Origin of the sequence: Acinetobacter sp. (assembly GCF_045628685.1) — a bacterium.
Lineage (GTDB): Bacteria > Pseudomonadota > Gammaproteobacteria > Pseudomonadales > Moraxellaceae > Acinetobacter.
In genome coordinates this window covers 85,074-104,208 of record NZ_JAZQPV010000096.1, presented here as the reverse complement: position 1 = coordinate 104,208, position 19,135 = coordinate 85,074, and the positions used below count along the sequence as shown (strand labels likewise).

Genomic DNA, 19,135 nt, shown 5'->3' with positions numbered 1-19,135 from the left:
TTCAACGGTTACTGAGAATGATCCAAGTAAACCTGTTTGAGAGAAAAACCTTAAAAGCTTTATTCATGCCAGATAAAATACCCATAAAACAAAGGGAAGCTCAAATGAGCTTCCCTTTATGAAAATTATGGGACAGTAGTGTCCTCTCGGTCGCTTTTTTTATGTCTTTGATTAGTTATCAGTCGCAAAAGCAATATCGCTGAGCCCGGCTTCGCTCGCACGAGACATCACTTGTGCAACAGCGTCATAACGTGATTCTTTATCTGCTTTCAGAACAATGGTCGGCTGACGCTCTTCCTGACCTGCTTCGTTAAGTTTTGTCTGTAACTCATCAAGCGTAAGTACCTCGCCATTCCAGGCTACATCTCCCCCCGCATTAATACTGATGGTCACATTTTTAGGGGGCAAATCAATAATATCTGCCGTTGTCTTTGGTAAGGTTAATGGAATTGATGGGTTAGCAACGGTTGCTGTCACCAGGAAGATGATCATCAATACCAACATAATGTCGATGAGTGGAATGAGATTCATCTCATTCATGCCTACATCGTTGTCTTCGCCCAATTGAAAGCCCATTAAGCTTGACCTCCCACCAAATTATTTGCTGTTGCTTTAGTTTCAGTCACTTGAGCCGAGCTATCTTGTTGCAGCATGGTGTCAATCAGCAAGCTGTGTGCCTGGTCTTGTAATTCATGCGATAACCCACGATTCACACGGGTACAAATGTTATAAGCCAATACTGCAGGAATAGCGACTGCCAAACCTAAACCAGTCATAATCAGCGCTTCACCTACTGGGGTCGCCACTTGTGCCAAACCGGCCTGACCACTCTTGCCTACCGCAACTAGGGCATGGAAGATCCCCCAAACTGTACCGAACAAACCCACAAACGGTGCAAGTGAAGCAATCGTACCTAGAACTGCAACACCTTTTTCAGCATTGGCTTTTTCAGCAGAAATTTGACGCAATAAAGCTTGTTCCGCTACGGCTTTACGTTGTTCAAAATTCAAAGGGGTAAATTTTGCTTTGAGTTTGCTTAACGCTTGAGAAAGTTGAGCATAAGCTTGCTGCTTCAGTTGGCGAGTTCCCATTAAACGCAAAACGAAGATCGTCCATGTCGTAATCGACATTGCCAATAACACGAAATACAGAGTTTTACTCACTGCATCGGCGTGTTGCCAATAAACTGAAAAGTTCATACTCGAACTCCTAAAAAATGTTAGCCGTGTGGATTCAATGTCAATTCAAATGGTTGGTCAGCACTAATTGGATAAGCCACCCCATTCTCTTTATACGGTTTGAATTTGGAACTACGCACTGAGCGTAAAATCTTTTCATCTAAAGCAGGCACACCACTCGAACGTGCAATACGCGCTGAGGTAATCACCCCTTTTTCATTCGCTTCAATATGCACCACTACAACCCGCGTTTGGCCTTCTAAATCGCTATTATTATAAGAAGGTTTTGGTGAACGACTCCATTGCACGCCCGAGCCACCAATAGAAACGCTTTTTGGCGATGGCGGTGCAGCTGGCGCTGGTGGAGTAACAGGTGCTGGTGGTGCAACTGGTGTAGGTTTAGCTACTGATACAGGTTTAGCCACTTTAGTTTCAGAAATCGTGGTAGTGACAGCAGGTTTAGGAGGTGCTTCAACCGGCTTCACCACTGGTTTTGGTGTTTCTGCTTTTTTAACTTGTTGGACCTTCTCTACCTTTTTCGGCGGAGGTGGAAGCTGTTTTTCTACAACTTTAACCTCTTTCACTTCCTTAGGCTTGGGCTTTTCTTTTTTCGGTGCAGCTTTCGGCTTCGGTGGCAAAGGTTTTGGAGGCTCTTGAATTTTAACAAAACGAACTTTTAAAGGTTCTTTTTCAACAGGTTTAAGTTCGGAAGTTTTTATTTGCCCCACCGCCCACAACACACCCATGTGACCGACCACAACGGCAATCAGCGCTGTGATAATTTTCTTTTTCATCGGATTGGGAGTTTGCATATTTAGAGCGGAAGATTGACTCATTAAAATCAGTTACCTAATTCAAGCGATTGTGGATCCATACAGATTTAGACAATCAGGCTCATCGGTTAGTACAATTAAAGCAACGCAATAATAAATGAGAAGTGTTTTCATTTGCAACTATTAAATCGTAAGTTTTGATGAGTTTTTTTAATCAATAAAACAAGAAAGGCATACTTAAAGTATGCCTTTGTTAAAAATCAGTCAATGCTGTTTTATTGGAAGACTACGGTTTTGTTGCCATCGACAATAATACGATCTTCCAAATGCCATTTCACTGCACGCGCCAGCACATTACGTTCAACGTCTTGTCCAAGTTCACGCAACTGGTCGACAGTAAAATCGTGATTTACCCGTTCAACATCTTGCTCGATAATCGGCCCTTGATCTAGATCAGCAGTCACATAATGCGCTGTGGCACCAATCAGCTTCACCCCTTTTTCATACGCTTGCTTATAAGGGTTTGCACCGACAAAGGCAGGCAAGAATGAATGGTGAATATTAATCACTTTCATGGTCCATTTAGACACAAATTCTTCGCTTAAAATTTGCATATAACGCGCAAGAACCAATAAATCATTACCCTGCATGATTTCATCAATTTTGGCATATGCTTCTGCTTTGTTGTCTTTATTGACTGGAACCACAACAAAAGGAATACCGAAATTTTCAACTGATTCGCGTAAATCTTCATGATTGGACACCACGGTGGTGATTTCACAAGGTAAACCACCACGTGCATGACGCCACAACAACTCAAGCAAGGCATGATCGACTTTAGAGACCAAAATACCGACTTTTTTGACATCGCTGACCAGAGCCAAACGCCAATTCATGTTGTAGCGCTCGGCCACATTGGACGCAAAAGTTTGGGTCAAACTTTCTTTACGGCTTTGCAAGTTATCCAGTTCAAACTCGACACGCATGAAATAACGCCCGCCCTGAGCTTCAGTCGCGTATTGATCAAGTGCGGTAATATTTGCTCCTTGATGATACAAAAAGCTCGATACAGCTTGCACAATTCCCGGTTTATCCTCGCAAGTAATCAGTAAACGTGCTGTGTTAGCAGTGGTCATATTCATGTTGGTTTATATCACTAATCAGTTAAATTGAAAAACAAGCCGAGTATTCTAACGCTTTTTTAAGGCTTTCTAAATAGGCTATGTCGCGTCGTGATTTTTACTCGAAGACAGACTCTCAAATAGCTCTGAAGGTCCTAAGGTTTCAAGTAAATGTTCATAAGTTTGACGGCTTTCACCACGCAAATATGCCCCTTCTAGGAACACCATTTGACGTAATGCCTGCCAGACCCATTTTTCTTCTAAAGTGTTTGAGTCGGTAATATGACCCGACATATAGAGGAAGTTGGTCCAGTTGGTCAAAACAATCCACAGGTTAATAATCAGGGCCTCAATTTCCGAGTCCGTCATTTGCATCAATCCGGCATTTACAAAAGCTTTATAAATTTTCTGCCCCTGTTGCATTACTTGACCGGCAAAACGTGGGTACATTTTGCGAAAATCATCATTATTTTCAACCAAATGATAAACATCACGATGCAAAAAGCGATAAGCCCAAAGCTGGCTGCTCAACACCTGGAAGTAATGAATCTTATCATTAGCATCGAGCAAGCGATCGTCTGGTAATGCAAGCATTTCCAGAGTTTCTTTTTGATACTGCTCCATCAGCTCTTTGATAATTTCATTTTTATTACGAAAGTGGTAATACAAATTACCCGGGCTCATACTCAGTTCAGCTGCAATATGATTGGTTGTAACTGAACGCTCACCGCGCTCATTAAATAACTGTAAGCTGAGCTGTAAAATACGTTCTTTGGTTTTCACCGTTTTGGAGTGAGACATCCTAAAGTAACCATTCATTCAATAGGTTAGCTAGCTAACACATAAAGTAACTTGACTATTTAGAGCTTTTACTCTAAAAATTAAATTAATCGCTTTTATTTAATGGTAGCAGGTCATGAATAGTCATACAAAAACAACTTCAATGACACCACATTCTTTCGATATTCCGCACTTACATGCTGTGCTGGAACAGCAAAAACATGCCTATCAACGTCATCCTTTACCAAGCGCAAAGGAACGTATTGATCGTTTAGCACGTTTAAAGCGTATCTTAGTTAAATATCAAGATCAATTTGCCGAAGCAATTAATCAAGACTATGGTAACCGTTCTATTGGCGAAACCAAAATTGGTGAATTACTCACCTGTCTTGAACAGATTAAATATTATAGCAAGCATTTGACCCATTGGATGAAACCTTCGAAACGTCATGTCGGAATTATTCATCAACCGGCAAAAGCTTGGGTTCAATACCAACCGCTCGGTGTAGTTGGGATTATTACCCCTTGGAACTATCCTTTATTATTGTCGGTAGGTCCACTGATTTGTGCAATTGCGGCCGGCAACAATGCCATGATCAAAATATCCAGTTCCTCTAGTAATTTTGGCCGCGCCCTTGAAAAGGCCTTAGCTGAAGCCTTCCCGACCGAATTGGTTGCAGTCATTAATGGAGGCGGTCCTATTTCTGATGCGTTTAGCCATTTAGCTTTTGATAAAATTATTTTCACCGGTTCTACTGAAATTGGTAAAATCGTGATGGCGGCTGCCTCAGAAAATTTAGTGCCAGTCATTTTAGAATTGGGTGGAAAATCCCCTGCTCTGGTTCATCCATCAATTGATTTGCAAGATGTCGCACAACGTCTGGCTGCTGGTAAATTGTGGAATGCAGGTCAGACCTGCGTGGCACCCGACTATATGTTCCTGCCTAAAGGCAAAACGGCCGAATTCATTGAGCACTTTAGAGTGTATGTTGAAGAGATGTATGCAGATATCGCCTACAACCAGGATTACACCTCAATTATCAATGACAAACAGTACAATCGCCTGCAAGGTTATTTGGAAGATGCCCGTACTCAGGGGGCCAAAACCATTGAAATTAATCCTCAACATGAAAATTTGACCGCAGTTCGAAAAATTGCACCGACTTTATTGACGGGCGTAACTCCTGAAATGCAGATTATGAAAGAAGAAATCTTCGGTCCGATCCTGCCAATCATGGAATATGATCAAATTGACGATGTTATTGACTTTATTAATAGCCGTCCGCGTCCACTTGCTTTATACTATTTCGACTTTGATCAGGCGCGTGCTGACTATGTCGCACAGCATACTCATTCAGGGCATTTTGGGCAAAACACGGTATTAACCCATGTTGCACAAGACGATTTACCATTTGGTGGCGTAGGTGCTTCAGGCATGGGCAAGTATCATGGTCCAGAAGGTTTCTTCAGTTTGTCTCATGAACGGTCGGTGATGTCTAATCCTAAGCTCTATAGCTTAAAATTCATTCTCCCACCATTTAACAAGCCGATTCATAAATTGATTTCGAAGACCCTTCTTCGCTAACTGATCAAGGCATGAGCTATTGCACGTGTTCATGCCGGGTTTTTATTAAATTCGCTTGTCTTTTAAGCGTATTTTTGATATAAAACGCCCCTTGAATGATTTCATCCGTTTACTTTTAATGACTAGCCGCACAATTGGTGCTGTCTAGCAATGGAGTTCACCATGTCTAAGGTTTGCCAAGTTACCGGCAAGCGTCCAGTCGTTGGCAACAACGTCTCGCACGCCAATAACAAAACCAAACGCCGGTTCGAGCCGAACCTGCATCACCACCGTTTCTGGTTAGAAAGCGAAAAACGTTTTGTACGTCTTCGTTTAACCACTAAAGGTATGCGTATTATCGACAAATTGGGTATCGAAAAGGTTGTTACTGACCTACGTGCTCAAGGTCAAAAGATCTAAGGAGTTCGAACCATGCGTGATAAAATTCGTCTAGTTTCTTCAGCTGGCACTGGTTATTTCTATACCACCACTAAGAACAAACGTACTATGCCGGAAAAAATGGAAATCAAAAAATTTGATCCAAAAATCCGTCAACACGTGATTTTCAAAGAAGCTAAAATTAAATAATTTTTCCTTCTTTAAAAAAGCGACCTTCTGGGTCGTTTTTTTTTGCATTTTTTTTATCCGGCTTGCTACACTTTAGCTACTTTTTTGGCACCGTTTGTGCTTTTGTATCTTACCCTTAACTTAGGCTTAAGGAGTTTTTAGTGCCTCATGACGTAGATCTCATTATATTATTAGCCGTTGGCTTTGGACTGGCGCTTATTTTTGGCTATATTGCAGCCCGTATACGCCTCCCCCCTCTGATCGGCTATCTCATTGCCGGCATCCTGATTAGTCCGAACACCCCTGGTGTAGTCGGAGATATTCAACTTGCCAACCAGCTGGCTGAACTTGGGGTAATGTTCCTCATGTTTGGTGTCGGGATGCACTTTTCCCTAAATGATTTGATGCAAGTACGTCGAATCGCTTTACCAGGTGCTGTTTTACAAATTGCCGTAGCCACCTTATTGGGAATAGGCGTTTCTATGATCTGGGGCTGGAGTTTTGGCTCTGCACTGGTGTTTGGTTTAAGTCTTTCTTGTGCCAGCACGGTGGTTTTACTTAAAGCCTTAAGCGACCGTGGTTTGCTCAATTCTGTAAATGGAAAAATTGCCGTAGGCTGGCTATTGGTTGAAGACCTGGTCATGGTTCTGGTCTTGGTGTTACTTCCTGCCATGGCAGTGTTACTTGGCGGTACACCTGTTGCAGGCTCCAATCCCGATGCCAATATCTGGATGACTTTAGCAATTACTCTGCTTAAAGTTGCAGGCTTTATTGCCTTTATGCTGATTATCGGTAAACGTCTGGTTCCCTGGATTATGCAAATGGTCGCACGTTTGGGTTCACGTGAACTGTTCACTTTAACTGTAGTCGCAGCTGCAGTTTCAATTGCCTTTGGTGCTTATAAAGTTTTTGGCGTATCAATGGCACTTGGGGCATTCTTCGCAGGGATGGTGGTTAAAGAATCTGATTTCAGTCACCGTGCCGAAGAAGAAACTTTACCGCTGCGTGAAATTTTTTCGATTTTATTCTTTGTTTCTGTCGGCATGCTGTTCGACCCTCGCATTTTGATTGAGCAACCCTTACATGTACTTGCTGTGGTTGGCATCATCATGATTGGCAAGACCATTGCAGCGATGGCTTTGGTTTTATTCTTCCGTTACCCGATTAATACCGCATTAACCGTGGGTGCAAGCCTTGCACAAATTGGCGAGTTCTCTTTTATTCTGGCGACTTTGGGTCTCTCACTCAATTTACTTTCAATTGAAGGGCAAAACCTGATTCTGGCAGGCGCACTTATTTCAATCACGCTGAATTCATTTGTGTTCTCTGCTATAGAACCGGTACAAAACTGGATTCGTGAACGCTCACATCTGGCGCGTTTACTGGAACGTAGTGGTGACCCGCTTTCCATGCTGCCCGATGAAGTATCTCAAGAGTATTTACGTGATCAGGTAGTGATTATCGGTCATGGTGAAGTCGGTCGTCGCATTACCAAAGAACTGATGGCTCAAGATATTAAAGTGGTCATTGCGGAAGAGAACCGGGAAATTGTAGAAAGCCTGCGACAAAAGGGGATTGCTGCAGTTTCCGGTCATGCCACTGAAGCAGGTGTACTCATTCAAGCACATATTCAACATGCACGTCTTTTAGTCCTGTCACCTATGGATATTTTAGATATCCATAAAATTGTGGATATTGCCAAAACCCTGAATCCGCAAATTCAGGTTTTAATTTCGGCAGAGAGTAAAGAGGAAGCTGAAGTGATTCGTCGTGATGGGATTGGCGAAGTCTATTTTGCCAAAGAGGAAATGGCGAAAAATATGACCAATCATATTCTCAATCAAATCCAGATTGCTCACCATCAAGATCCAACCCATTAAACTCTTATCGTAAAAAAACGCACTCATGAGTGCGTTTTTTTATTGGGAAGATATCAGCTCAAATACTTAGGTTGATCCTCTACAATCTCGGCCTGCCATTCATTAACCTGTTTTTCCATCATGGCAAACAAAGCGGCTTGCACCATATGCTGTGCAATCTCAGGCATTTGATCACCCAGTAATGATTTCACTTCATCATTAAACTGAATTTTAACCAAGGGTTCTTTTTGAGAGCCTGCATTTCGCAATGCCAACTCACCACCTTCAAGTTGAACCAATTCTAAAATAGCTTCTTGATTACCAAATAATTCTTTCAATTGTTCTATAGACATAGTTCCTCCATGTTCAACATGGTGGCAAAGGCAGTTGCACTTTGCATTACGTAGACTATTTATATAAGGCCGATAGTAAAAACTTCAAGAGCCGAAAAAAGATTAAAACTCAACCATCTCGTTACGAAAGCCATCAATCAGCTGGGTTAAATCACGATGCCATTCACGTAAAATTCTGGTATCCGGCAACCAGGCTTGAGGCGTTTGGGTCACTTTAATAATTAAGTTGGATGATGTTTCATGTTCCGGTTCAGGGGCACTTGGCTCCGGTGCATATTGGCACATCCGATATGCACGTTTTAGTTCAGCAATAAAACCCTGCTTTGACAATTGCTGCATTACGCTGACTTCAGGAGATACTTGTCCTTTTTCCGCCATATTGTCTTCAATCGACTTGAGTGTCGGCATAAAGTCATTTAAACGATAATAACGAACCAGTTCCTGTAGAAATGCCAAGACTGCACCATGCAAATGGAATACAGCAGCTTCACGATGTGCCTGTACCTGCTGAATATTGTCAGTTTGCTCAGCTTGTTGGCATGAAAGACGTGCAAAATACAATTTCTGATTGGTACGGTCAGCATGGAAACGAGCAACACGGGACATAGCGATATTCCTAAATTTTGGCGTTTGTTACATGCTTAAGATTAAACTTTATTTAAGTCAATTCACAATAAAAATTATGTATGATCCATTTCAATCAAATAGATTTTACAATTTGCAGCAAGTTCGAGCCTACTTGTGATGAAACTTCTAATTCTCTTAGTCCCGTGAGTGCTACGTTTTCCATTCACACCCCCTAGGGAAATCCTCAACCCCATTTCATTTTATTGATAAAAAAAGGAGCTTTCGCTCCTTTGATTATTTGTTTTCAGCTTTACTTTCATTTTCAGGCTTATCATCAGCCTGTTTTACACGAATACCATGTCCGTGCAAACGAAGCGTATTTAAACCTTTAATCGCTTTCACCGCTTCACGACCATGTGGCATTTCAACAAAGGCAAAACCTTTCGATTTACCTGTTGTCGCGTCAAGCACCAACTTGCATGAATCAACTGTGCCAAAATCTTGAAATAGCTTCAATAATTCAGCTTCTGTTACTGTACGTTCTAAACTACGAACTAAAATTTTCATCTTACAACCTTAAAATAGGCAAAATCATCAAAAAGCACTCGCCTACTCGACTTTTTGAACTTCGCAATAAAAAACAAAATAACGCAATTGCTATAGTTTAATCGAGATCAATGCCAAAATCTAAATTAATCGACTGCCGTTCTATTAAAGCACTTTTCACGGTTTGCTGACGTTGCTTGTAATGGGTTTCGGTAATACACAAATTTCGGCTTAATTCATTGAGAAAATAACTTTCAATCTTTCGGCCCTGATCATCCACCTGATCACGTGTCCATAAATTCAAATTCTGCTTGGTTAAAATCAGTTCATTTTTGGCACGGGTTAAGGCCACATACAAGACACGGCGTTCTTCCTCGACTTCATCAAAATTGCCCTGCGCACGTGCATGTGGAAATTGTCCTGGCGAGACATTTGCTACATAACAGACTTTCTGTTCAGTCCCTTTAGCAGAATGAATGGTAATGAGTGTGACCACATCATCCTGCGACTGACGCTCAATTTCACTGATCGACACGGGATCGAGAACGTATTCTTCCAAGAACTCACTCAGCTGATCATGTTTCGAGGCCAATTGTTTGACCAGATCAAAATCACCTAATCGTTTTGACCAGTCCTTCTTGGCATAATTTTCTTCCAGCTGGTCTTTTAGCGCTTCAATACCCAGAGATACACAAGCCTGAACATGATCTTTCAACACCAGCATTTGTTTCATGATCAGCAAAGTATTATCTGGAATACGACCAAATTTTTCTAACTTTTCAAAAATGCGGTCGGTCTCAGGCTCAAGCAATAACTGTTGAGCCAGTTTACTTGCCCCGACATCACCTACACCATTCCACAGCGTCAGGAAGCGCATCCAAGCGATATCATCCAATGGATTGGCAATCACACGTAGCAGGCTGAGCAAGTCCTTTACATGCGCAGTTTCAAGCAATTTCATGCCGCCAATAAAGCGGTAAGGTACATTGGCCTGAATAAATGCCGCTTCAATATGCCGCGCAGCAAAACTTGAGCGCACCAAAACCATATGTTCATGCCATGCTGAACCTTCCAGTAAATGCCGCTCTTTAATATCAATGGCAATCCATTTGGCTTCATCAAATTCATTTGGGAAAATATGCATGCGCGGTTTGATGCCCTCACCACGATAAGCCTCTAGATGCTTGTCATATTGAATTGGGCTTTGATCGAGCAACCAGTTGGATAAATCCAGAATTTCTTGTGTGGACCGGTAATTTTTTTCCAGTTTAAAAATCTGTGCATTGGGCACACGCTCTTTAAAATGGTGAATATTTTCAAAGTCGGCACCACGAAAACCGTAAATAGACTGCGCATCATCACCGACACAGAACAGACTGGTTTTATCTTTCAGCGGTTCCAGCAAAGCCCATTGCAAGGGATTGGTATCCTGCATTTCATCCACCAGCATGTGCTGACAAATGGATGAAACGTAATCCACCAAACCTTCTGATTGTGCCAGTGCTGAAGCAACAACCGCCAAAATATCGTCATAATCCAGAAAGCTACGCGCCTGTTTGCGGGCTTCGTACTCTTTCATGATTTCCGCAATCTGGTCTTTATATTCCAGAAATTCTGGCATTTGCTTTTCTAAAGCCAGACTTAATTTTTGCCGCGTATTCCGAGCAAAAGAATAGAGATCACATAACTCTTTCGGCTTTGGCAGGGCATTGGGATTCTTCTTGTCATCTTTACCCCGAATCAGGCGGAACATCATCAACTGATCATCACGGTCGATAATTGAGAATTGTTCTAAGCCAAATGCTTTCGGAATACGACGCAGCAAGTACATACAGAAGGTATGAAAAGTCGACGCACGAAGCCCTTTGGCTTGTTCACCTAAGGCCAGTTCCACACGTGAGACAATTTCACTGGCTGAACGACGGGTAAAGGTCAGAATCTGGATTTGATTGGCAGGCACACCTTGATCAATCAGATAAGCTGCACGCGCCACAATGGTTTTGGTCTTGCCACAGCCTGCGCCTGCAAGTACCAAACTGTGCTTAGATTCGGTGGTTGCGGCTTGCTTTTGTTGAGGGTTTAATTCATCAATGAGCTGTGCGAGTGACATGCCGTTTCAAATCTCAAATGCTTAAAAATGAGATATTAACATAAGCAAAGCCCATTCACGCCCATATGCTAGCGGTAAATCCGAATCGTTTTAGAATCAAGTACCTCATATTTTAAACCCAGTTTTTTGAGGCTGATTTCCAAGAAAGCAAGAAAATGCAAGTCCCGAATATTTACAGGAATTCCTTGTTGGGTATCGATATTTTGGTCCAACACAACTTTTACCTTTTTCTCTGATTCAAGTAAAAAAACCAATGTTTGGACTGTCATATCATCGAATCTAAAAGAGATCCGTTTGCCTTCCTTTAAATAATTACGCATATTTTCATGATGTTCAGGCAGTGCAAAGCTAGATGCTGAAATAGCGCATAATAACGTCCCTAACAATAAAGCCTTCATGTCTTATCCTTAGAATAAAAGTTTTTGTTTTAATTAAATTATTTAAGCAAACGTGCAATATTTTCACAACGTCTTTCTAAATTTCTCTCCCCATTTTCTAATGCCGTTGGCAAATCACACACCCCATCAACAATGCCAAAAATTGCCGTAACACCTTCATTGTAAAGGTCTTCTACACCTTCCCCAATATAGCCTGTACAGGCAATCACAGGTTTATTCAATCGCTTCGCCACTTGTGCCACACCAAAAGGGGTTTTACCAAATTTGGTTTGAAAGTCGATGCCGCCTTCACCGGTAAACACATAATCGGCTTGGGCAATTTTCTCTGCCAATTTGGTCTGTTCAATGACAAGCTGTACACCTGAACGAATACTTGCACCGGCAAATACCATCAAGCCAAAACCCAAGCCACCAGCCGCACCTGCACCCGCGATATCTTTTAAATCTATGTTTAATTGTTTAGCAATGAGTTCTGCAAAATGCCTAAGGTTCTGGTCAAGCCGTTGCACTATTTCAGGCGTTGCACCTTTTTGTGGTCCAAACACATGCGATGCCCCGTTTATTCCAGTAAGAGGATTATTCACATCACTGGCAATCATGATTTCAACTTGCTTTAAACGTGCATCCAAGCCTGAAATATCAATCATTCGAATTTGATCGAGTTGCCCGCCACCTACTGCAACCTGGTGACCATTTTCATCTAAAAATTTTGCTCCCAATGCTTGAGCCATACCTGCACCGGCGTCATTGGTGATACTTCCGCCCAAGCCTATAATAATTTTAGACACCCCTAAATCCAGAGCTGCTTTAATCATTTCTCCTGTACCGAAAGTGCTAGTCAGCAAGGGATTTCTTTGGGAAAGCTCGAGCAAATGAATGCCATTGGCTTTAGCCATTTCAATCACGGCAGTTCGCCCATCTTCAACTAAACCAAAATAAGTTTTTATTTTTTGATTCGGTAAAGGTCCGGTAACTTCACAATCAACTATCTGCCCATTTAAGCAGGAAACCAAGGTATCGACTGTCCCCTCACCGCCATCTGCCATCGGCACATGAATAAAATATGCATCTGCAAATATTTTTTGAATACCGCGTTGCATCGCCTGGCAAGCCTGTTCAGCGGTTATGCTTTCTTTGAAAGAATCAGGAGCAAGGACAAAAGTTTTAGGCATGATTTTGAAAAAAATAAAATGAATAATCTTTTATACAATAAAAAAAGAGCGCATATAGCGCTCTTTAGTCGAATTAGGTTTAAATATCGGCAGAACTTTTAGGCACTTCCTTTTTGATATAAGAAGCCAAAGTGAGATAGTTAATGCCCTGAAACAGAATATCGATTGCAAGGAATAGACCCAACACCCAGAACGGTGCATCAGGTGACATCAAAATAATTATCCCTGTCACCAAAGTCAGAATGCCGGAAAATAATACCCAACCCCAACCTTGATAAACTTTAAAAACAAAGGCGCTCACGATACGAATCACACCCGCAATAATCAACACAATGGCTAAAAGATTGGTCAATACAATTGCAGTCTTTACGGGGGTAGTAAAAGCATAATATCCGGCTACAAGATACAGTACACCGAATAATGCCCACAACCAGCGATATCCTCCTTCAAAGATTTTAAATGCTGCAATAACCTGTATAACGCCACCGATCATCATCAGTATACCAAACAGAAAAACCACTGAAAGGGTGGCAAAAGGTAGAGAAACAAGTAATACAATTCCGAATAGGACAAGCAGAATACCCAGAGCTAAGTACCACTTTCGATTTTCATGCAGCTGATGTCGAACTAAGTCATTTCCTACAGTTTTCATGATTCTTCTCAATTCTTTTGTTTAGGAACATGTTTATTTTTCAATATTTTAAAACATATGTCTGTTATGAATATGCGACATTTTTATCTACCTCAGTAAATTAAACTGTGGATAAATCAAGTGTCACCCGCCAGTTTTATTTTTCCAGCCCAGTTCAATCGCGGTAATTTCATTAATTAATGTCTGTTGCAAAGTATCTGGCATCTTACTTTTATCGAGTGAGACCGGAATATGCCCCGCCATCAACTCACATTTGGTTTGAGGAAATAAAGGTTTTTGATTTGGGTACGCATAACCCACCGGATACAGGGGTTGTCCGGTCGCCAAATCATATTTATCTGTCGCACCAAAGGCATGAAGTAATTCATGCACCAGTACAATTTTATTTTGTTCAGACTGTTTTTTTGATGCAAATAAATTGACTGAACCAATCCGCCCTTTTTGCAAGGCTGTTGAATGCTTTAATTGTTTGCTTTGTGCAGGGTCATAATAGTTTAAAAACAAGGTTACACTGGGTGCACCATCTTTGCTTTCATGCTGTTTCCATGCATAAAAACGGAACTTTAAACTCCATAAAATGGTCTTCAGTAAGCTTGTATGCTCAGGAACTTTTGGAGGCGTTTGTTTGAGTTCACGACCCATTTGAAAATACAGAGAAATTGGTTGTCCACGATATTCAGTCGACATCTGTTTCAAGAATTCTTGTGCATCGGTAAATTCAGATAAGTTCAGCGACTGAATATAGTTTTGGGTAGCCACCTGCCCATCGGCATTAATGGGATGCAGCATCACAATAATAGGTTTGGACCAATCTTGGTTCTGGTCACGGTAAGCATTGACTGCCACGATAAATAAAATAATAAGTAAACACAGTACCCGAATTTTTTTCCACATTATTTTTTCTCATTATTAAGCAATAACATTTTAAAAATCCATCCAAAAATTGGATCCGCAAAAAGTCATCTGCAACTGTCCGAGGCAGACTGAATTATTATAAATAATGTTTCTGCGATTTTTTAGACAAAATAAGAAATCTGACGAGTTTTGTGGATGACAAATGCCTTTCTTGCGAACTCAAAATATACATTTGGGCGAAACCAAAGTAACAGGTGAGCTCCAAGCATTAAATTGCACACCGAGAAGACTCCGCTGAATTACGCATTATCAACAAATAAAAAAATGCCGACTTTCGTCAGCATTTTTTCACTTCTTAAAAATTAGGCTTCAACCCATTTTCCATCTTGGTAAACCAAGCTCCACTTGGTTTGTTTGCCTTCAGCGTTTTCAGAACCAATATATTGCGCTTGATTCTTACGACTGAATTTTACCAATGCCGGATTGCCTTCAGGGTCTACATCGGGAGCTTGCAAAATAAACTGATATTTCGGATCAAGCTGTTCAGCCACAGAACGAAGTTCAGAGACTTTCGGTGCACGTGTTTCACGAACTTTCGGAAATTTGCTGGCTGCCAGGAATAAGCCGGCTGCACCATCACGAAGAACAAAGAAATCATCGTGTTTGGTTGAACGTAAATGTTCCATTCTAATTGGATCGACACGTGGAGGCGCTGGCTGACCACTCTTCAATACTTTACGGGTATTATCACAACTGGTACAGGCAAAGTAAGGTCCAAAACGTCCAGTCTTAAGCTGCATTTCACCATCACATTTGTCACATGGAATGGTTGGTCCATCGTAACCTTTAATTTTGAACTCACCTTCTTCAAGTTCAAAACCGGCACAGTCCGGGTTATTACCACAGACATGCAATTTACGACCACCATCAATCACATAACTGTCCATTGCCGTTTCACAAATCGGGCAACGTTTTTTCGACATCAAGTCAGCAGTTTCTGCCGCGTCATCATCAGACAAGGCAGCAAGTGACTCAACCGGAGTCAGGTTCAAGGTACCCTTACAACGCTCTTTTGGCGGCAAGTTGTAGCCTGAACACCCTAAGAATACGCCCGTTGTACCGGTACGAATCTGCATTGGGCGTGAGCATTCAGGGCAATGCACCGCTTCAACTTCAACAGGTTGATTACGACGCATGCCGTTTTCGCCCTGTGCCGTGGTTAAGCGTTTCTTGAAGTCACCGTAGAAATTATCCAGTAATTCCTTCCAGTTACGCTGTCCGTCAGCCACTTTATCGAGCTGACCTTCAAGATCGGCCGTAAAAGCATAATTCATCAGATTATTGAAGTTTTCATCGAGACGATCGGTCACGATTTCACCCATCTTCTCGGCAAAGAGACGACGGTTATCCAACTTCACATAACCACGATCTTGAATGGTTGAAATGATTGCCGCATAGGTTGATGGACGACCAATGCCTTTTTTCTCTAATTCTTTAACCAATGACGCTTCGGTAAAACGTGCAGGCGGTTTAGTAAAGTGTTGAGACGGATCAAGCTTCTCAAGTTTAAGCACTTCACCCACTTTAACTGCAGGTAGCAAAATATCGTCATCTGCTTTGTTTGCAGCGCGCACTTTGGTGAAACCATCAAAAACTAAAGTACGACCTTTGGCTTTCAGTTCCACGCCATTGGCATCAACTAAAATCGTTGAAGACAGGTATTCTGCCGGTGTCATTTGACACGCAACAAACTGACGCCAAATCAAGTCATATAAACGTTGTGCATCACGATCGACACCTACCAGCTGATCACCTTTTAAAGCCACATTGGATGGACGAATCGCTTCATGAGCTTCTTGCGCACCGGCTTTGTTGCCATAACGATTTGGCTTGGCAGGAAGATATTTCTCGCCAAATTCCAATTCGATATGATTACGTACCATATTGACCGCATCATCACTTAAGAAGGTTGAGTCAGTACGCATATAGGTAATAAAACCTGCTTCATACAGACGCTGTGCCATGGTCATGGTTTTCTTCACAGAAAAACCTAAACGCGTACTTGCTGCCTGTTGCAGGGTCGAGGTGATATACGGGGCGCTAGGATTAACCTTGGTCGGTTTGTCTTCACGCGTGCTAACTTTATATTGGGCATTGTTCAGAATTTTTAATAAAGCATCTGTTTGGGCTTTGTTTTGCAGTTTTAAGGTTTTACCACCTTGTTTGACTGCTTCTAGACGAATGTCATCGCTTGAAGATTTGGTATCTGCAAACACTTGCCAGTATTCTTCAGGAATAAAAGCACGAATCTCACGTTCACGTTCTACCACTAATTTTACGGCAACCGATTGCACACGACCTGCCGATAAACCGCGGGCAATTTTTTCCCACAGCAAGGGGGAAATCATAAAACCTACGATGCGGTCTAAGAAACGGCGTGCTTGTTGGGCATTAACCTTATCAATATCTAAGCGTGATGGGTGTTTAAAGGCTTCCTGAATCGCATTTTTGGTAATTTCGTTAAAGACTACACGTTGGTAACGTGAATCATCTCCACCAATCACTTCTTTTAAATGCCAGGCAATCGCTTCCCCTTCGCGGTCCATATCCGTTGCGAGATAGATTTCATCGACTTGTGACGCCAGTTTTTTCAGTTCAGCAACGACATGCTCTTTACCGGGAAGCACTTCGTAGTGAGCCTTCCAATCGTGTTCAGGGTCGACACCCATACGATTAACCAAAGCCGTTTGTGCTTTTTCAGCTTTTTGCTCATCGGTCAGTTTGACACGTGATACAGGTTTTTTTTCTGTACTTTTAGAACCACCGGTCGGTAAGTCACGGACATGACCAACGGATGATTTCACAATGTAATCTGAGCCGAGGTATTTATTGATTGTTTTCGCTTTTGCAGGCGACTCCACAATCACTAAGGCACGCTTTTTCGCAGCACTCGGTGATTTTGCTGTGGTGCTTTTGGATGTAGACCGAGGAGCGTTCGCCATAGTTAACCGTTAATCCTGTTTGTTTCGTATATAAATTAAAGTTCAGCCAAAGACTGTAAATAGGTTTTGATGTCATCTAACTGAGTTGCTCGAAGGTCAGATTCTTCATCCCAATAGAGTCCTACACAGTTTGCCTGCATATCAATAGCATAAATGCCCTTTAATGCAATGGGAAAATCGTTAAACTTATCATCACCCTGCACAAGTTTTAGCTTTTGATCTTCAACACGCGCACGCATTAAAGGCAGGCGAGCATCTGGAATAAGTACACTGTAATAGGCCACCATACTGGCACGCTTTTCAGAGGCCATTGGAATTTTTGTCCAATCAGGAGCTGCGACTAAACGTGGGTGCAGCGCCATCTTGCGTGCTTTCTCACGCATCATGCCTAATGCTTTTTCTCGCGGACTGACGCGAAGACCCAAAATCGAACCCAAAACAAATAGAATGATGAAGCCAATGACCCAAATACCGGTGTTTTCCATATTACAACCTTGTCTATTCCTTTATTAGAGTTGCATAAGCTGAATATAAAACGCAAGTTGCAACGATGAAATTAATTCAAGAACATCTCGTGACTATACAGCACTTCACTGCCATTCCAGTAGATATATCCCTTTTCAATCAATTCTTTAAGCAATAATCTGACATCCGATTTCGGGAACATCTGCTCCAGTAAATCCCGCAAGGCATAAATATCTTTCGGCTTGTCCGATTTTAATTCGCGCAATTTACGCGCAACAATGACCTGAACCGGATCAATTTTAGAGAAGTTTTTAAATAAATCTTTTTGCGCATGATGAACGGGATCTGAATGCTCCAGTTCTTCATCTGAGGTAGATTCTGTCTGTAGTTGAGCAAAAATCGGAGAAATGTTGTGTGCTATTTTTGAAGGTGTTGCTTGCTCTAAATCAAGTTCCGTCCATTGTTTTAAAACTTTTTTGCGGAAGCTAATTTTCTCATCATAACATTTCACAATTTTTAGATTGATCAGCAAAGCAATCAGCTGCTGTGTCTGCTCGCTTTCAACTTGCAAAATATTACTGATCGAGTTTTTGAGCTTCTCAATCGAGTTCGGTTTGCCCTTCATTTTAGCCAAGGCATCACAATATTTTTTGCTTAACAGCAAATCTGGTTTTTGCTTAATGGTTTCGACACTTGGGATTTTATATTTTGAATTTAAAGAGGATGCTTCTGCCTGAATTTGAATCAGGTGACAGTTCATGTTTGAGGATTGCATCATTTCAATCAGGATTTCACTGCTTGGCATGGCAGAAATGACTTCGATGGTCGTGTCAGGTTCTAGCAGTGCAATTAACTGTCCCACGACCACAGCATATTCAAACTCTTTTTGATCAACTTCTGCGGTTTCTAAAATCACCACTTGTCCACTGCTGACCCAACTTGAAAACTCGGTTAAATCTTCAAGTGAGTATTCAAACTTTCCTTGGCAGTTAAATAAGTAAATTACAGCATAGTGTTGAATAATGTCACGCAACAGTTGTGTGGTGGGCATATTCTTTTCAAGATCAAGAAGAACGACTTTGTTGGACATAATCTCAATAGACAAGTAAGGTAACTGTGAGCCCGCATTAGAGCGAGCCTAGATGAAAAGGTCAAATCAATTCAGCAAAAAAC

The 19,135-nt window shown here is 41.7% G+C and carries 20 protein-coding genes and 1 pseudogene; 5 read left to right on the top strand and 16 right to left on the bottom strand.

Translation table 11 applies throughout. From position 1 onward, the window contains the following. A pseudogene (locus ACKI4H_RS13075) lies at positions 1-122 on the top strand (IS4 family transposase); the annotation flags it as partial. Positions 123-171: 49 nt separating this feature from the next. On the opposite strand, the gene ACKI4H_RS13070 reads toward ACKI4H_RS13075, so the two are convergent. The 5 genes from ACKI4H_RS13070 to ACKI4H_RS13050 form a co-directional block, all read right to left on the bottom strand. After that, complete coding sequence (locus ACKI4H_RS13070; RefSeq protein ID WP_407306399.1) at positions 172-576, bottom strand: ExbD/TolR family protein; 405 nt, start codon at positions 574-576, stop codon at positions 172-174. Next, positions 576-1,199: a MotA/TolQ/ExbB proton channel family protein gene (locus ACKI4H_RS13065; protein ID WP_407306397.1), complete on the bottom strand. Its 624-nt coding sequence runs from the start codon at positions 1,197-1,199 to the stop codon at positions 576-578. The genes ACKI4H_RS13070 and ACKI4H_RS13065 overlap by 1 nt, the downstream gene beginning before the upstream one ends. A 20-nt stretch (positions 1,200-1,219) precedes the next feature. Next, positions 1,220-2,014, bottom strand: coding sequence for an energy transducer TonB (locus ACKI4H_RS13060; protein ID WP_407306395.1), 795 nt, complete (start codon positions 2,012-2,014; stop codon positions 1,220-1,222). A 212-nt stretch (positions 2,015-2,226) separates the two neighbouring features. After that, positions 2,227-3,093 (bottom strand): formyltetrahydrofolate deformylase, encoded by an 867-nt coding sequence (gene purU, locus ACKI4H_RS13055; RefSeq protein WP_407306393.1) that lies wholly within the window; start codon positions 3,091-3,093, stop codon positions 2,227-2,229. A 78-nt stretch (positions 3,094-3,171) separates the two neighbouring features. Continuing rightward, entirely contained in the window at positions 3,172-3,873 is a 702-nt protein-coding gene (locus ACKI4H_RS13050; protein WP_407306391.1) for a TetR/AcrR family transcriptional regulator, read from the bottom strand. A 115-nt stretch (positions 3,874-3,988) separates the two neighbouring features. Between ACKI4H_RS13050 and ACKI4H_RS13045 the strand changes: the two genes are divergently transcribed. From ACKI4H_RS13045 to ACKI4H_RS13030, 4 genes are all read left to right on the top strand, one after another. Continuing rightward, on the top strand, positions 3,989-5,437 hold the full coding sequence (locus ACKI4H_RS13045; RefSeq protein ID WP_407306389.1) for a coniferyl aldehyde dehydrogenase: 1,449 nt from the start codon (positions 3,989-3,991) through the stop codon (positions 5,435-5,437). A 162-nt stretch (positions 5,438-5,599) separates the two neighbouring features. Further along, on the top strand, positions 5,600-5,836 hold the full coding sequence (gene rpmB, locus ACKI4H_RS13040; RefSeq protein WP_010325866.1) for a 50S ribosomal protein L28: 237 nt from the start codon (positions 5,600-5,602) through the stop codon (positions 5,834-5,836). 12 nt (positions 5,837-5,848) lie between these two features. Further along, positions 5,849-6,004 carry a 50S ribosomal protein L33 gene (gene rpmG, locus ACKI4H_RS13035; protein WP_001205031.1) on the top strand — a complete coding sequence of 52 codons (156 nt, stop codon included), beginning with the start codon at positions 5,849-5,851 and terminating at the stop codon, positions 6,002-6,004. Between the two features lie 140 nt (positions 6,005-6,144). Then, positions 6,145-7,863, top strand: coding sequence for a cation:proton antiporter (locus ACKI4H_RS13030; protein WP_407306385.1), 1,719 nt, complete (start codon positions 6,145-6,147; stop codon positions 7,861-7,863). Positions 7,864-7,916: 53 nt separating this feature from the next. Here the strand turns inward: ACKI4H_RS13030 and ACKI4H_RS13025 are convergent, their stop codons facing one another. The 11 genes from ACKI4H_RS13025 to ACKI4H_RS12975 all read right to left on the bottom strand — a co-directional run bounded on the left by ACKI4H_RS13025 (position 7,917) and on the right by ACKI4H_RS12975 (position 19,052). Beyond that, a complete protein-coding gene (locus tag ACKI4H_RS13025) occupies positions 7,917-8,195 on the bottom strand; it encodes a hypothetical protein (RefSeq protein WP_407306383.1) in 279 nt (92 codons plus the stop codon). Positions 8,196-8,297: 102 nt separating this feature from the next. After that, positions 8,298-8,801 carry a DUF6586 family protein gene (locus ACKI4H_RS13020; RefSeq protein ID WP_171535650.1) on the bottom strand — a complete coding sequence of 168 codons (504 nt, stop codon included), beginning with the start codon at positions 8,799-8,801 and terminating at the stop codon, positions 8,298-8,300. A 255-nt stretch (positions 8,802-9,056) separates the two neighbouring features. Beyond that, on the bottom strand, positions 9,057-9,329 hold the full coding sequence (locus ACKI4H_RS13015) for an RNA recognition motif domain-containing protein (protein ID WP_407306381.1): 273 nt from the start codon (positions 9,327-9,329) through the stop codon (positions 9,057-9,059). A gap of 97 nt (positions 9,330-9,426) precedes the next feature. Further along, positions 9,427-11,418 (bottom strand): ATP-dependent helicase, encoded by a 1,992-nt coding sequence (locus ACKI4H_RS13010; protein ID WP_407306379.1) that lies wholly within the window; start codon positions 11,416-11,418, stop codon positions 9,427-9,429. Between the two features lie 68 nt (positions 11,419-11,486). After that, positions 11,487-11,816 (bottom strand): hypothetical protein, encoded by a 330-nt coding sequence (locus tag ACKI4H_RS13005; protein WP_407306377.1) that lies wholly within the window; start codon positions 11,814-11,816, stop codon positions 11,487-11,489. Positions 11,817-11,854: 38 nt separating this feature from the next. After that, the gene (locus ACKI4H_RS13000; RefSeq protein ID WP_407306375.1) at positions 11,855-12,988 is read right to left on the bottom strand and encodes a glycerate kinase; all 1,134 of its coding nucleotides are present in this window, start codon (positions 12,986-12,988) and stop codon (positions 11,855-11,857) included. A 79-nt stretch (positions 12,989-13,067) separates the two neighbouring features. After that, on the bottom strand, positions 13,068-13,640 hold the full coding sequence (locus ACKI4H_RS12995) for an HdeD family acid-resistance protein (protein WP_407306373.1): 573 nt from the start codon (positions 13,638-13,640) through the stop codon (positions 13,068-13,070). Positions 13,641-13,763: 123 nt separating this feature from the next. Beyond that, complete coding sequence (locus tag ACKI4H_RS12990; RefSeq protein ID WP_407306371.1) at positions 13,764-14,534, bottom strand: hypothetical protein; 771 nt, start codon at positions 14,532-14,534, stop codon at positions 13,764-13,766. A 323-nt stretch (positions 14,535-14,857) separates the two neighbouring features. Next, positions 14,858-17,497, bottom strand: coding sequence for a type I DNA topoisomerase (gene topA / locus ACKI4H_RS12985; RefSeq protein WP_407306369.1), 2,640 nt, complete (start codon positions 17,495-17,497; stop codon positions 14,858-14,860). Between the two features lie 35 nt (positions 17,498-17,532). Beyond that, positions 17,533-17,982 (bottom strand): ammonium transporter, encoded by a 450-nt coding sequence (locus ACKI4H_RS12980; RefSeq protein WP_407306367.1) that lies wholly within the window; start codon positions 17,980-17,982, stop codon positions 17,533-17,535. 71 nt (positions 17,983-18,053) lie between these two features. Further along, entirely contained in the window at positions 18,054-19,052 is a 999-nt protein-coding gene (locus ACKI4H_RS12975; RefSeq protein ID WP_407306365.1) for a hypothetical protein, read from the bottom strand. Positions 19,053-19,135: the final 83 nt, after the last annotated feature.